The organism is Erwinia sp. E_sp_B01_1 (assembly GCF_036865545.1).
GTDB lineage: Bacteria > Pseudomonadota > Gammaproteobacteria > Enterobacterales > Enterobacteriaceae > Erwinia.
Window position 1 is genome coordinate 4,665,131 of the sequence record NZ_CP142208.1, and the last position, 13,469, is coordinate 4,678,599.

General features: G+C 51.7%; 12 protein-coding genes. 9 read left to right on the forward strand and 3 right to left on the reverse strand.

All coding sequences use genetic code 11. From position 1 onward, the window contains the following. Positions 1–8 precede the first annotated feature (8 nt). Entirely contained in the window at positions 9–1,037 is a 1,029-nt protein-coding gene (gene tdh / locus VRC33_RS21650; protein WP_338559359.1) for an L-threonine 3-dehydrogenase, read from the reverse strand. An 11-nt stretch (positions 1,038–1,048) separates the two neighbouring features. After that, the gene (locus tag VRC33_RS21655) at positions 1,049–2,245 is read right to left on the reverse strand and encodes a glycine C-acetyltransferase (RefSeq protein WP_338559362.1); all 1,197 of its coding nucleotides are present in this window, start codon (positions 2,243–2,245) and stop codon (positions 1,049–1,051) included. A 231-nt stretch (positions 2,246–2,476) separates the two neighbouring features. Between VRC33_RS21655 and rfaD the strand changes: the two genes are divergently transcribed. From rfaD to VRC33_RS21675, 4 genes are read left to right on the forward strand one after another with little or no spacing between them, the layout of a single operon-like run. Then, a complete protein-coding gene (gene rfaD / locus VRC33_RS21660) occupies positions 2,477–3,409 on the forward strand; it encodes an ADP-glyceromanno-heptose 6-epimerase (protein ID WP_338559365.1) in 933 nt (310 codons plus the stop codon). Between the two features lie 12 nt (positions 3,410–3,421). Further along, positions 3,422–4,483: an ADP-heptose--LPS heptosyltransferase RfaF gene (gene rfaF / locus VRC33_RS21665; RefSeq protein WP_338559368.1), complete on the forward strand. Its 1,062-nt coding sequence runs from the start codon at positions 3,422–3,424 to the stop codon at positions 4,481–4,483. After that, positions 4,471–5,460: a lipopolysaccharide heptosyltransferase RfaC gene (gene rfaC / locus VRC33_RS21670; RefSeq protein WP_338559370.1), complete on the forward strand. Its 990-nt coding sequence runs from the start codon at positions 4,471–4,473 to the stop codon at positions 5,458–5,460. The genes rfaF and rfaC overlap by 13 nt, the downstream gene beginning before the upstream one ends. Continuing rightward, the gene (locus VRC33_RS21675) at positions 5,457–6,377 is read left to right on the forward strand and encodes a glycosyltransferase family 2 protein (RefSeq protein WP_338559372.1); all 921 of its coding nucleotides are present in this window, start codon (positions 5,457–5,459) and stop codon (positions 6,375–6,377) included. The genes rfaC and VRC33_RS21675 overlap by 4 nt, the downstream gene beginning before the upstream one ends. 73 nt (positions 6,378–6,450) lie before the next feature. On the opposite strand, the gene VRC33_RS21680 is transcribed toward VRC33_RS21675, so the two are convergent. Next, a complete protein-coding gene (locus VRC33_RS21680; protein WP_338559374.1) occupies positions 6,451–7,410 on the reverse strand; it encodes a polysaccharide deacetylase family protein in 960 nt (319 codons plus the stop codon). 313 nt (positions 7,411–7,723) lie between these two features. Between VRC33_RS21680 and VRC33_RS21685 the strand changes: the two genes are divergently transcribed. The 5 genes from VRC33_RS21685 (at position 7,724) to VRC33_RS21705 (ending at position 13,441) form a co-directional block, all read left to right on the forward strand. Then, positions 7,724–8,812 carry a glycosyltransferase gene (locus VRC33_RS21685; protein WP_338564383.1) on the forward strand — a complete coding sequence of 363 codons (1,089 nt, stop codon included), beginning with the start codon at positions 7,724–7,726 and terminating at the stop codon, positions 8,810–8,812. A gap of 236 nt (positions 8,813–9,048) precedes the next feature. Further along, positions 9,049–10,152, forward strand: coding sequence for a glycosyltransferase family 9 protein (locus tag VRC33_RS21690; protein WP_338559376.1), 1,104 nt, complete (start codon positions 9,049–9,051; stop codon positions 10,150–10,152). A 2-nt stretch (positions 10,153–10,154) separates the two neighbouring features. Beyond that, positions 10,155–11,156, forward strand: a complete 1,002-nt coding sequence (locus tag VRC33_RS21695; protein WP_338559379.1) for a glycosyltransferase — start codon at positions 10,155–10,157, stop codon at positions 11,154–11,156. Positions 11,157–11,226: 70 nt separating this feature from the next. After that, positions 11,227–12,315, forward strand: coding sequence for a putative lipopolysaccharide heptosyltransferase III (gene rfaQ, locus VRC33_RS21700; RefSeq protein ID WP_338559382.1), 1,089 nt, complete (start codon positions 11,227–11,229; stop codon positions 12,313–12,315). After that, positions 12,308–13,441, forward strand: a complete 1,134-nt coding sequence (locus VRC33_RS21705) for a glycosyltransferase family 4 protein (protein ID WP_338559385.1) — start codon at positions 12,308–12,310, stop codon at positions 13,439–13,441. The genes rfaQ and VRC33_RS21705 overlap by 8 nt, the downstream gene beginning before the upstream one ends. Positions 13,442–13,469 lie beyond the last annotated feature (28 nt).

Genomic DNA, 13,469 nt, shown 5'->3' on the forward strand with positions numbered 1-13,469 from the left:
CCGACGTTTTACGACCAGTTCAGAATTACCTTACCGGACTGACCTGAACGCATCTGGTCAAAGCCTGCCTGAAAATCGTCAATGCTGAAATGATGGGTAATCACCGGCGTGATATCCAGTCCTGACTGGATCAGCGCGGCCATCTTATACCAGGTTTCAAACATTTCCCGCCCATAGATACCCTTAATAAACAGCCCCTTGAAGATTACCTGATTCCAGTCAATCGACATCTCAGCAGGCGGGATACCTAACAGCGCAATCCGGCCACCATTGTTCATTACGCTCAGCAGGCTGCGAAAAGCCGCTGGCGCACCGGACATCTCCAGACCGACATCAAAGCCTTCCGTCATACCCAGTTCGTGCATCACCGTATCCAGCTTCTCTGTAGCAACGTTTACCGCCCGGGTCACCCCCATTTTACGTGCCAGGGCCAGGCGGTATTCGTTCACATCGGTGATAACAACATGCCTTGCACCAACATGGCGACAAATGGCTGCGGCCATGATGCCAATCGGGCCAGCGCCCGAAATCAGGACATCTTCTCCGACCAGGTCAAAAGAGAGTGCCGTATGGACTGCGTTGCCGAAAGGATCGAAGATTGCCGCCAAATCATCAGAAATGTTATCCGGGATGCGGAAGGCATTAAATGCCGGTATGACCAGGTATTCCGCAAAACACCCCTGGCGGTTTACCCCTACTCCCACGGTATTCCGGCAGAGATGCGTCCGGCCTGCACGGCAGTTCCTGCAATGTCCGCAGGTGATATGCCCTTCACCGGAAACCCTGTCGCCCAACGAAAATCCTTTAACCTCCTGCCCGATGCCGACCACTTCACCCACATATTCATGCCCGGTGATCATCGGGACCGGGATCGTTTTCTGCGACCATTCATCCCAGTTATAGATATGCACATCAGTACCGCAAATCGCCGTCTTACGGATCTTAATCAACAAATCGTTGTGCCCTGGCTCCGGAACGGGGGCATCCTGCACCATCCAGATCCCTTCTTCTGCCCGCAGTTTTGCTAACGCTTTCATGACGACTCCTTTCAGGCAATGACGCCCAGTTTCCTGCCAATCCGGCTGAAGGCTTCTACCGCATGCACCAGCTGCTCATGGCTGTGTCCGGCAGAAATTTGCGTGCGGATCCTTGCCTGGCCTTTGGGCACAACCGGATAGAAGAAACCGGTCACATAGATGCCTTCCTGTTGAAGAAGACGGGAGAATTCCTGAGCCACCCGCGCTTCTCCCAGCATCACCGGAATAATGGCGTGATCGGCTCCTGCCAGGGTAAAGCCAGCGTTGGTCATCTCCTTACGGAAAAATGCCGCGTTATCCCACAGACGCTGACGCAGGCCATCGCCCTCGGTCAGCATATCCAGTACCCGCAACGAAGCCGCGACAATAGCCGGGGCCAGGGAATTGGAAAACAGATAGGGACGGGAACGCTGACGAAGCCACTCAATCACCTCCTTTTTGGCTGCGGTGTAACCGCCAGATGCGCCGCCTAACGCCTTGCCCAGCGTGCCGGTAATGATGTCGACACGGCCCATCACCTCGCAATATTCATGGGTTCCACGGCCACCTGCCCCGACAAATCCCACGGCATGAGAATCATCCACCATCACCAGCGCGCCATAGCGATCCGCCAGGTCGCAGATCCCCCTGAGATTGGCAATCACCCCGTCCATAGAAAAAACGCCATCGGTGGCAATCATGATATGCCTGGCCCCTGCGGCTTTCGCTTCTTCTAACCGTGCCTCAAGTTCAGTCATGTCGTTGTTGGCATACCGATAGCGTTTAGCTTTGCAAAGCCTGACGCCGTCAATAATTGAGGCATGGTTCAGCGCATCAGAGATGATGGCATCTTCAGCCGAAAACAGCGTTTCGAACAGGCCGCCGTTGGCATCAAAACAGGAGGAATAGAGGATGGCGTCCTCCATCCCCAGAAAGTCGGCCAGCTTTTTTTCCAGCGTTTTATGGCTGTCCTGCGTGCCACAAATAAACCGTACGGAAGCCATGCCAAATCCGTGACTCTCCATCCCCTCTTTAGCTGCGGCTATAAGCGCAGGATGATTGGCCAGACCGAGGTAGTTATTAGCACAGAAGTTAATGGCTTTCCCGCCCCCTTCCAGCTGAATTTCGGCCTGCTGGGCTGAGGTGATTAAGCGCTCTGTTTTAAACAGCCCCTCGTCCTCAATTTCCCGTAATTGTTGCGTAAGCTGTTGATAAAAAGGCGATGACATTTTTATTCTCCGAAACAGGCTGGGTTGCGGAACATCTTACTTAAGGTGGGAAGAAGGGACGAGGATACAGATCCTGTAGTGTGATTTTCGCAGCATAATTAACGCCATTTACCCACAATTACATTCCGTTACGGAGTCATCTGGCTGTCTGCTGCTTAATGAGATGTTATGATAATAAGCATTAGCGTGTGAAACCTCCTGTTTCACCCTCCTCTTTAAAGGTTAAAGCTCATGATTATCGTCACCGGCGGCGCAGGTTTTATCGGTAGCAACATTATCAAAGCGCTGAATGACAAAGGCCATACCGATATCCTGGTGGTCGACAACCTGAAAGACGGCACCAAATTCGCCAACCTGGTGGATTTGAACGTGGCCGATTACATGGATAAAGAAGACTTCCTGATCAGCATCCTGGCCGATGAAGATTTCGGCGATGTTGAAGCAATTTTCCATGAAGGTGCCTGCTCATCCACTACCGAGTGGGATGGCAAGTACATGATGGATAACAACTATCAGTACTCTAAAGAGCTGCTGCATTACTGCCTGGAACATGAAATTCCCTTCCTGTATGCCTCTTCTGCCGCTACCTACGGTGGACGTAACGACAACTTTATCGAAGAGCGTCAGTACGAAGAGCCGCTAAACGTATACGGCTATTCCAAAATGCTGTTCGACCATTATGTTCGTCAGATTTTGCCTGAAGCGGGTTCGCAGGTTTGTGGTTTCCGCTATTTCAACGTTTACGGGCCGCGTGAAGGCCATAAAGGCAGCATGGCCAGCGTGGCGTTTCACCTGAATACCCAGTTGAATAATGGTGAAAATCCAAAGCTGTTCGAAGGCAGTGACAGCTTCAAGCGTGACTTCATCTACGTGGAAGATGTCGCTGCAGTTAACCTGTGGTTCTGGGAAAACAACGTTTCTGGCATCTTTAACTGCGGAACCGGACGTGCCGAATCTTTCCAGGAAGTGGCTGATGCAGCGCTGAACTTCCACCAGAAAGGCGAGATTGAGTACATTCCTTTCCCGGAAAAACTGAAAGGCCGTTATCAGGCTTACACCCTGGCCGATCAGACCAAACTGCGCGCTGCGGGCTATGACAAGCCGTTCAAAACCGTGGCTGAAGGCGTGGCTGAATATATGGCATGGCTGAACCGTAAGGCGTAACGAGGCCCGGTAATGAAAATTCTGGTAATCGGCCCTTCATGGGTTGGCGATATGATGATGTCGCAAAGTCTCTATCGCACGCTTAAGGCCGCTGAACCTGATGCCGTGATTGACGTGATGGCACCCGCGTGGTGCCGTCCCCTGTTGTCACGTATGCCTGAAGTTAACGAAGCGCTGGCAATGCCTTTAGGGCACGGCGCACTCGGGCTGGGCGAACGTCGTCGCCTGGGTAAGGCACTGCGTAGCAAAGGCTACGATCGGGCTTATGTGCTGCCTAACTCCTTCAAATCTGCACTGGTACCTTTCTTTGCCGATATCAAAACCCGTACCGGGTGGCGCGGAGAGATGCGCTATGGGCTGCTGAATGATCTCCGCGTACTGGATAAAGCAGCCTGGCCGCTGATGGTTGAACGTTATGTCGCGCTGGCTTATGACAAACAGCGCTTTACCCGCGCATCAGAGTTGCCTCATCCGCTGTTGTGGCCAAAATTGCAGGTCCAGGAAGAGGAAAAGCGGGTTGCCGCAGCTCAGTTTGGCTTAACGGCAGACAGGCCGGTGGTAGGTTTCTGCCCTGGCGCAGAATTTGGCCCGGCTAAACGCTGGCCTCACTACCATTACGCTGCTCTCGCACAGCAACTGATTGACGAGGGTTACCAGATTGCCCTGTTTGGATCAGCTAAAGATAAAGAGACCGGGGAGCAGATCCTTGACTCCCTGCAGCCGCATTCCCGTGAGCATTGCCACAATCTGGCTGGCGAAACCCAGCTTGAGCAGGCCGTGATCCTGCTCGCTCACTGTTGTGCGGTGATCAGCAACGATTCTGGCCTGATGCATATTGCCGCCGCGCTGGATCGCCCGCTGGTTGCGCTGTATGGCCCAAGCAGCCCAGACTTTACGCCGCCACTCTCTGATAAAGCGCGGGTTATTCGCCTGATTACCGGTTATCACAAGGTGCGTAAAGGGGAAGCCGAAGAGGGTTACCATCAGAGCCTGATTGATATAAAACCAGCCCGGGTTATTGCCGAGCTGAAGACATTGTTGGGTGAAAGCCAGGAGGAAGAATGCAGGTCCTGATTGTTAAAACCTCCTCAATGGGCGACGTATTACATACGCTCCCTGCACTGACTGATGCAATGCAGGCTATCCCGGGTATCCGCTTTGACTGGGTGGTGGAAGAGGGCTTTGCCCAAATCCCTGCCTGGCATCCTGCCGTGGACCGCGTTATTCCGGTGGCGATCCGCCGCTGGCGTAAACACTGGTTTGGCAGTGAAGTGCGTGAAGAGCGCTTTCGCTTCAAGCGTGAAGTTCAGTCCCGACAATACGATCTCATCATAGATGCGCAGGGGCTGATTAAGAGCGCCGCGTTGGTGACCCGTATCGCTAAAGGCGTCAAGCATGGCCAGGACAGCCGCAGTGCCAGAGAGCCTTTTGCCAGCTGGTGGTATGACAAACGCCATGAAATCAGCAAAAATCAGCATGCCGTACAGCGTACGCGCGAGCTGTTTGCCAAAAGTCTCGACTATCCGTTACCAGAGAATGAAGGCGACTACGCCATTGCCCGACATTTCCTGAACGAGCCCCCTGCCGACGCAGGAGAGTATCTGGTCTTTCTTCATGCCACGACGCGTGATGCCAAACACTGGCCTGAAAGCCACTGGCGGGAACTGATTAGTTTGCTGCAGGATAGCGGGTTGAAGATTAAGTTACCCTGGGGTGCCGAGCATGAACACCAGCGCGCCATCAGGCTGGCTGAAGGTTTCGATTTTGTGGAGGTTCTGCCTAAGTTAACGCTTGAGCAGGTGGCCCGTACTCTGGCTGGTGCCCGGGCCGTGGTTTCTGTTGATACCGGGCTGAGCCACCTGACTGCCGCACTGGATCGCCCTAACCTCACGCTTTACGGCCCTACGGATCCAGGGTTGATTGGTGGCTATGGCAAAAATCAGAGCGTACTGCGCCCTGAACAGGGCAACAATATGGCCGATATTTCGCCACAGAGCGTGGCTGAACAGCTGCTGCCGCTGGTTACCTCTCCGATGGCCCTCAGCGAATGACAGGCCAGTGCCAGCTCAGCGTTTTGATTGCCGCCCATAATTGCGAATGTTTTCTGGCTGCCACGCTGGACAGCCTGGTAGCTTCACTGGGTGATGCGCTCGATCAGGCCGAAATCATTATTGTTAATGACGCTTCTACAGACGGCACTCAGTCAATCATCGATGAATATGCCCGGCGTCTGCCGCAGTTAAGCTTTACACATTCAGCTCACCGGAATGTCGGTAAAGTGCGTAATCAGGCCGTCAGCCTCGCCAGGGGTGAGTATATTTTGATGGTGGACAGTGATGATCAACTCCTGCCCGACGCACTCAGGGACAGGCTGAAAACACTGAAAGAGCAGGCGCCGGATATCCTGCTCAGTAAAATCATTGAAGTGCGTGAAGAAAAAATTAAACCTGACTGGCAGAATTCAGAACCAGTGCTGCTGACCCGACACCAGTCCGTAGAACGATTTCTGATCCACCGGGATTACCAGGCCCATTTCATCGGCCAGTTTTTCTCCCGTCAGCTTCTGCAACAGCACGCCTTTCCGGACTTCATCTGTTATGAAGATACCTGGCTGTTTCCTCTACTGCTGATGCAAAGCCAGAAAACGCTCTATTCAGATAGCGGGTTTTACCTCTACCGCAAGCATCCCCACAGCCTTTCATCGGCGATTGATCAGCGAAAAATCACCTGTCTTATTGCCGCCACAGAACATATGGATACGGTGCTCCCCGCCGGATTTGAGGCACTGATCACCTGTCACTGGCTGGATATAGCCAATCGCTACTACGATTCATTAAGGGACACGGCGCAGGGTACTGCCGTCAGAGAACGTATTGCCCGGGTGAGATTGATCCCTTTTCTGTTAAATGGAAAAATCAGGCTGAGTTACAAAAGGAAAATGCTCAAAGTGCGCAAGCGGGGGCTGTAAAGGCAACTGCCGGGATGGGGCCGATTCGGTAGGAGCAAGGGCGCAAGGCCTGGCCTCACATCCCCTGTCGCTTTCACCGGGTTTTCGTTGCAGCATACTCAGCCAGCGTCATGCCGATCGTCCGACTCTGTAACCACACAAACAGCTGTTCCAGATCGTCGTAAAGCCGGTCAATATCCGCTTCATTTTTAAATGTCGGACTGCCATCAGGCATAAATTCAGAAGAGTGGAGCATAAACTCAACATAATCCGAGCCACCAGCCAGCGTTTTTTCCGCCACGCCGATCATCTGTTGCACATTTCCGCCAGCAGGGCGCAGCCAGTGAACCGAAGGGCTACGCTGTTTACCGCGCAGCCGATCGTATCCCTGCTTGATACCGTTCATCAGCGCCGAATGCTTGTACTGTATGCTCATTGGCACCTCAAGCAGAGATGAGTCACCTGCCTGCGAGATATCGCTAAGATCCAGGAAGTAAGCCTGCTGTGGGAAATGGGTGTAATCAGTCCCACCTTTTCCCTGAGGCGCGCCGGGAGAGAACTGCCAGTTAACCCGTGGGGTGACTGAGCAATCTACCTGATAGCCGAACTCAATAAGCAACTTTGCGTAATGCTCATTAAAAGCCCAACGCCCTGCCCGATGACTGAGCATCTTAGTGTTGAAAGTCTGCTCCAGAAGTCTGGTCATATAAGCGACTTTGTTGCGCATTTCCTCTAAAGGATAGTCGATCAGATAGGGCTGAAATTGCCAGTCGTCATCCGTCAGTTGAAAATCCGGAGGGCTGTTCCAGGCATGTAAATGCATCCCCACTTCTCCCTGCCCACGGGCAATCACATCGCTGGCGAATTCGACATAAAGAGGATCAACGGCCATTTCATAATTGGTTAGCCAGGTCGGTTTAAAGCTGAATTTTTCACAAAGTTGCTGGAAACGCGCGAGATATTCCGCATTTTTGGTTGTAACATGGTCGGTACGGTTGCGCCAAAGGTTATCACCTTCAGTGTCGATAGTGATCAAGAATGCAGGTTTGTTCATGCCGGTTCCGGGCTCCATAATAGGCTTCGCGATATGTTACGCAGCGGGTATGTGAGACGCAAAGAGATTTAATCGGGGTCGTTCAGGCTGTGGCACTCTAAGCCTTAATTTCCTAAGATAACTACAGCTAATGGAAAATGAACAGCCCGGATGGCCTGAGGCTCGTTAAAGCATAACAAATACCGCCAGGGCAGAAGGATCCGCCTGAATTAGCGATAAAAAGATAGGTGACATTTATGCGACTGAAGGATAACCACGCCCTCATCGTAGTATTTTTCTGTCTAAGGGTAAAAAATTGTCCAGACGCATTCTGATGATCATTGATGGCTTACCCGGTGGGGGAGCCGAAAAAGTTGTGCTTACCCTTGCTAAAGGGTTGATTGAGCGTGGACATCGGGTTTCGTTGTTTTCGCTGCGTCCCGTTTGCGACTACACCCTTCCTGCCGGCCTGGATTATCATGTAGTACAGGATAGTTGCAGAAGGCCATGGCGAAAGCTGACTGAATTAAGCCGCCGCGCCGTACAACTTGATAAAAAAATTCTGGCTGCTGAGCAAAATGCCGGCCCCTACGATTTAATTGTTTCCCATCTGCATAAAACGGACAGAATTGTCCGCCGATGTGCTCATTTTGATCCTGAAAAAACCTGGTTTTGCCTGCACGGGGTTTTTTCCGCCTCCTATCTGGCTCACCGGAAAGGCTTATCTCTTTGGCTCAAAAAATTTAAAACGCGCAACATCTACCAGCAACACAATATAATCGGCGTTTCACAATATGTGGTTGATGACCTCAAGCACTCTTTCGGCGTGCAACCCAAACGTGAAAGGGTGATTTTCAATCCCTTTGAGCTTGATCATATTGAAGCACTGTCTCTGAAGCCTTGCAGTATGGAAGGGCGGGATTATTTGATCCACGTTGGACGCTTCCATCACACCAAGCGTCATGACAGGCTACTCAGAGCTTACGCAAAAAGCGGGCTGACAGCCCCTCTGGTGTTGATTGGGAAGGGCAGCGATGAGGCGGCTTCAGCCATTAAAGGGCTGGCGATTGAGCTGGGTATCAGCGAACGCGTCATTTTTAAAGGTTTTACCAACAACCCTTATCCCTACATTCGCCATGCAAAATTGCTGATTGTCAGTTCAGACAGCGAAGGATTTGGAAACGTGCTGGTAGAGGCATTGATTTGCCATACGCCTGTAGTCAGCACCAACTGCCCCGGCGGCCCAGTCAGTATTCTGACCGGCGAATTGTCCCGGGGACTGGCAGAGATGAATGTGGAGTCCCTGGCGGCCACAATCCGGGATGTGTATTTAAATCCGCCGGAGATGTCACAACCCGATGTGGATGCTTACAGTATTGAAGCGATATGCCAACAATACCTTGATTTAATTAAAATTAATTAACAAAGGCTCGCTGCATACCCCCCTTAACAGGGATAAAATAGATTTTCATTGCCAGGGGTGCCGGCCATTTTACATACTCATTATGAAAGGTTTAAGACCATGATAACGCTCATCAACCGGAACGGATATCATAGCTCTGTGTTTGTATTTTTATCATCATCACTGCTGGCTACAGGGAACGTGACCGCTCTGGATTATCATGGCGGATCGATTAACCCGCTCAGGGAGATTAGAGCGTGAACTATGTTTTACTGTTTCTGCTGATATTGCCCGTTAAGCTATGGAAGAGACTGGGCTACAGAAAAAATGGACGCAATCTGGTCATCCAGACCGCCAAAATTGGGGATTTTATCAATATCACCCCGCTTCTTCATCATCTGAAGCATAGCGATGCTCTGCTCAGCAGAACCGTTGCGCCTCTGGCTCGCAATGACGCCACGCTTGATGACATCTTTTACATTGAAGAGCATAAACTCTCTACGCTGACCAAATTAAAATTGGCTCTTCGCCTGATGAATGGCTATGAAAATGTCTATTTATTGCATCCTGACAACGGGAATTTGTTCTATGCCGCCTGTTCTAACGCAAGTAACAAGCAATTCCTGTCAACGTACCGCCGCAGATGGTATCAGGGCATTTTTTATCTGACAGCAAGTGGGATAGTTGAGCACGAAAAATCGACACTTACGCTGGAAAATTACCTGAAGTTGGCCGATCGTTCGCTAACTAAAGAGAGTTACCCCAAACATGCCACGCTGCCATTACTGAAGCCCTCCGATATGCCCGAAGAGTTGTTCAGAAGTGATAAAATCAAAGTTGGTATTAGTATTTCCGCAGGAAACCAGGCTAAAACTATCCCTCCTGCCATCTGGAAGAGTTTATTTGACCGTCTGAGCGATCTCCCCTGCGAGTTTTATGTTTTTGGTTCGCCAAATGAACTTCCCCGTTTAATTGAGCTCAATAAAGTTGTTGGTGAGCGCGAAAACCTGGTGAGTATGATCGGCAAAATATCTCTTGAAGAGTTGCCGTATGCTATCAGTACAATGGACTTCTATGTGGCTTCAGACTCCGGGAATGTCTACATAGCCGACGCACAAAATGTGCCGGTGATTTTGATATATGGTCCCTGCTGCGTGGAAGAGCAGCGCCCACTGGGGGACGTATTGATGATTGGCCCTGACCACATTGCGCCAACTTCTTTTGTTTTTCACGCACTGTACAAATTCAATCATCCTGCTGAAAAGTTGTTTGCGCTCGATCAACGCAAACTGGATGACATTTATGACTTCATCTGCGAGCGCAAGCCGCAAATGATCCTGGAAAAGAAGACCTTACCCTGAGTATGACGCCGCATTCTGAAACTTCAGCGCCTGAACTGAGCGTAATTATCCCGATGTACAACGCCGGCAAAAGTTTTGAAGCCTGTATGGCTTCTCTGCTGGCACAGACACTGCAATCCATTGAAATTATCATTGTTAATGACGGATCCACCGATGAATCGGTAGGCCTGGCCCACAGTTATGCTGCGCAACATGCACATGTGCAGGTCATTGATCAGCAAAATGGCGGTGTCTCCCGCGCGCGTAATGCCGGAATGGCAGTGGCCTCAGGAGACTATGTCACCTTTCCTGATGCCGACGACACACTGGTTCCTGAGATGTACAGCAAGCTGATCGCCATGGCCAGGGCAGAGGATCTGGATGTAGCTCAGTGCAATGCCGAGCGGGTATTCTGGGGAAGTGGTAAAGCAAAGCCGCTGATACCCACTGATCGTTTACAATCCACGCCTGTGCTGAGCGGTGTCGAATGGCTTGGAAAAGCGCTGGCGACGAATCGCTATTTGCATGTGGTCTGGCTGGGGGTCTACCGCCGTTCATTAATCAACGAACTGAACCTGCAATTTGAGCCAGGCCTTCATCATCAGGACATTCCCTGGACAACGGAACTGATGCTGAATGCTCGTCGGGTGCGTTATACCGACGAGATAATGTACCGGTATTATGTTCACGACCAGTCCATCAGTAACCAGAAACGCACCGGCATGCGTAATGTTGAGTATCAGCGCCATTACATCAGGATTGCCCAGATGCTGGATGAGATTAACCTGCGCTATAAAAATAGCCTGAGCATCCCCTCTTCCGTCTACAGGCAGGTGACGAAAGAAGCTCTGACGGTTTGCCACTCCCTGCGTCGTGAGCCCGATGCCAACGCTAAGCAGGCGATGATTGCTGACCTGTTTGCCAGTAAAACACCGGGCCGAATGATACGTAATACCCGGGGCTTTCGTCAGTGGTACCAGTTATTGCTTTGGCTTGGCCGACTCTACCGCTGGCGCAAATCATGAGGGTGAAGTTTACTGACTTTTCCCTTTGCAGGGTTTCCCTTACAATCGGTCCACTTTACTTTGAGACACCATGAGTATGGCTACTCTTCAATCGACCCCGGTGTTTGCCCCAACAAACATCCTGCTAATCAAACTCCGCCATCATGGCGATATGCTCCTGACCACGCCGGTTATCCATGCTCTTCGTCAGCAGTATCCTCAAGCCAGCATTGATGTCCTTTTATATAAAGAGACCCGCCCCATGCTGCAGGCTCATCCGGAGATCCGGCATATCCATTTCATCGACAGAAACTGGAAGAAAGAGGGAAGCTGGCACCATCTCAGGCAGGAAATGAAGCTGATTAGCGCCGTGCGAAAGTGCCATTATGACCTGGTGATAAATCTGGCGGATCAGTGGCGAAGCGCCATTGTCACCGGGTTATCAGGAGCCAGAGTCAGGATTGGGTTTGATTATGGCAAACGCCGTAATGCGCTCTGGCGTATCGCACATACTCACCGGGTGTCTACTGAACGTCACAGTAGCTTGCATACCGTGGAGCAAAACCTGCTAGCCCTGACGCCCCTGAATATTCCGGCGCAGGAGCATCCTGCTGCAATGCATTACAGCGATGCTGACAGAGCGACAACGCTGGCGCTGTTGGCGCAACATCAACAAGCCACCAGACCTTACATCGTTATTCAACCCACCTCACGCTGGGTCTATAAATGTTGGGAAGATGAAAAAGTAGCCGGGCTGATTGACAGCCTGAGCGCTGACGATGTCGACATTGTACTGACCGCAGCACCGGATAAAAAAGAGCAGGCGATGATCGATAACATCCTCTCTTTGTGTCAAAACCGCCGGGTTATCTCTCTGGCAGGCATGCTGAGTCTCCCGCAGTTGGCCGCGCTGATAGACCATGCCCGGCTGTTTATCGGTGTGGACTCTGCGCCAATGCATATGGCGGCAGCGCTGGACACCCCCTGTATTGCGCTGTTTGGCCCAACCAAACTGACGCAATGGCGCCCGTGGGGCGAAAATAACAAGGTGATTTGGGCTGGAGATTATGCGCCCCTGCCTTCACCTGACAGCATCGATACCAAAACAGTAACGCGTTATCTCTCGGCGATCCCACTGGAAGACGTGGTGAAAGCTGCAAGGAATTATCTGGATGAGTAAAGTCAGACTGGCCATCGTGCGTCAGAAATATCGCCCTGACGGCGGTGCTGAACGCTTTATTTCACGCGCGCTTGAAGCCCTGGATGACGAAAGTCTGGAGCTGAATATCATCACCCGTAGCTGGCAGGGTGAACCTAAACCAGACTGGCACCTGCATATCTGCAACCCTAAAAGATGGGGGCGTATTTCCCGTGAGCGTGGCTTCGCTGAAGCTGCCCGTCTCTGTTGGCAACGCGAAAAATTCGATATCGTTCAGAGTCATGAGCGCATCGCCGGCTGCGATATATTTCGTGCCGGTGATGGCGTACACCGCGTCTGGCTGGAGCAGCGGGCGCGCGTGGTGTCGCCTGCTCAGCGCTTTCTCACCCGATTCAGTGCCTATCATCGTTACGTAATGGCAGCGGAAGAAGCGATGTTCCGGTCGGCATCGCTGAAAAAAATCATCTGCAACTCGCTGATGGTAAAAAACGACATCATGCGCTGCTTCCAGGTGCCGGAAGAGAAGTTTGCGGTTATTTATAATGCTATTGATTCGCAACGCTTCCTGCCAGCTACGCCTGAGCAACGTCAGCACTCACGGGAACAGCTAAACCTGCCCGCCAGCGCGAAAGTCCTGATCTATGTGGGCTCCGGCTTTGAGCGCAAAGGGCTGAAAGCCAGCATTGCCGCCCTCGCCGCAACAGATGCACATTTAGTGGTAGTGGGCCAGGACAAACAGCAATCATTATATGTCAGTCAGGCACGCGTACTCGGCTGCGAAAAGCGTGTGCATTTTGTGGGTGTACAGAACAACGTCATCCCCTTCTATCATGCTGCCGATGCATTACTGTTGCCGACGCTCTACGATCCTTTTCCTAACGTCATCCTGGAAGCCATGGCCTGTGGCCTGCCGGTCATCACCAGCACTACCTGCGGCGGTGCGGAGTTCATTGTTGATGGCCAGCAAGGCTATGTTTGTGATGCCCTGGACGTGCCGGCCTTGTCCGCTGCGGTTAACGCCATCTCCTTGCGATCACAGGACAGCAGAATGGGCGATCTGGCTCGTGAGCGCATTTTACCCTGCTCACCACAGCATCTGGCCAGTCAGCTTCATGCTCTGTATCAACAAGTGTTGCAGCAGCCCTGATTAAGAAGTGTGAGCGCGGACGACTTAT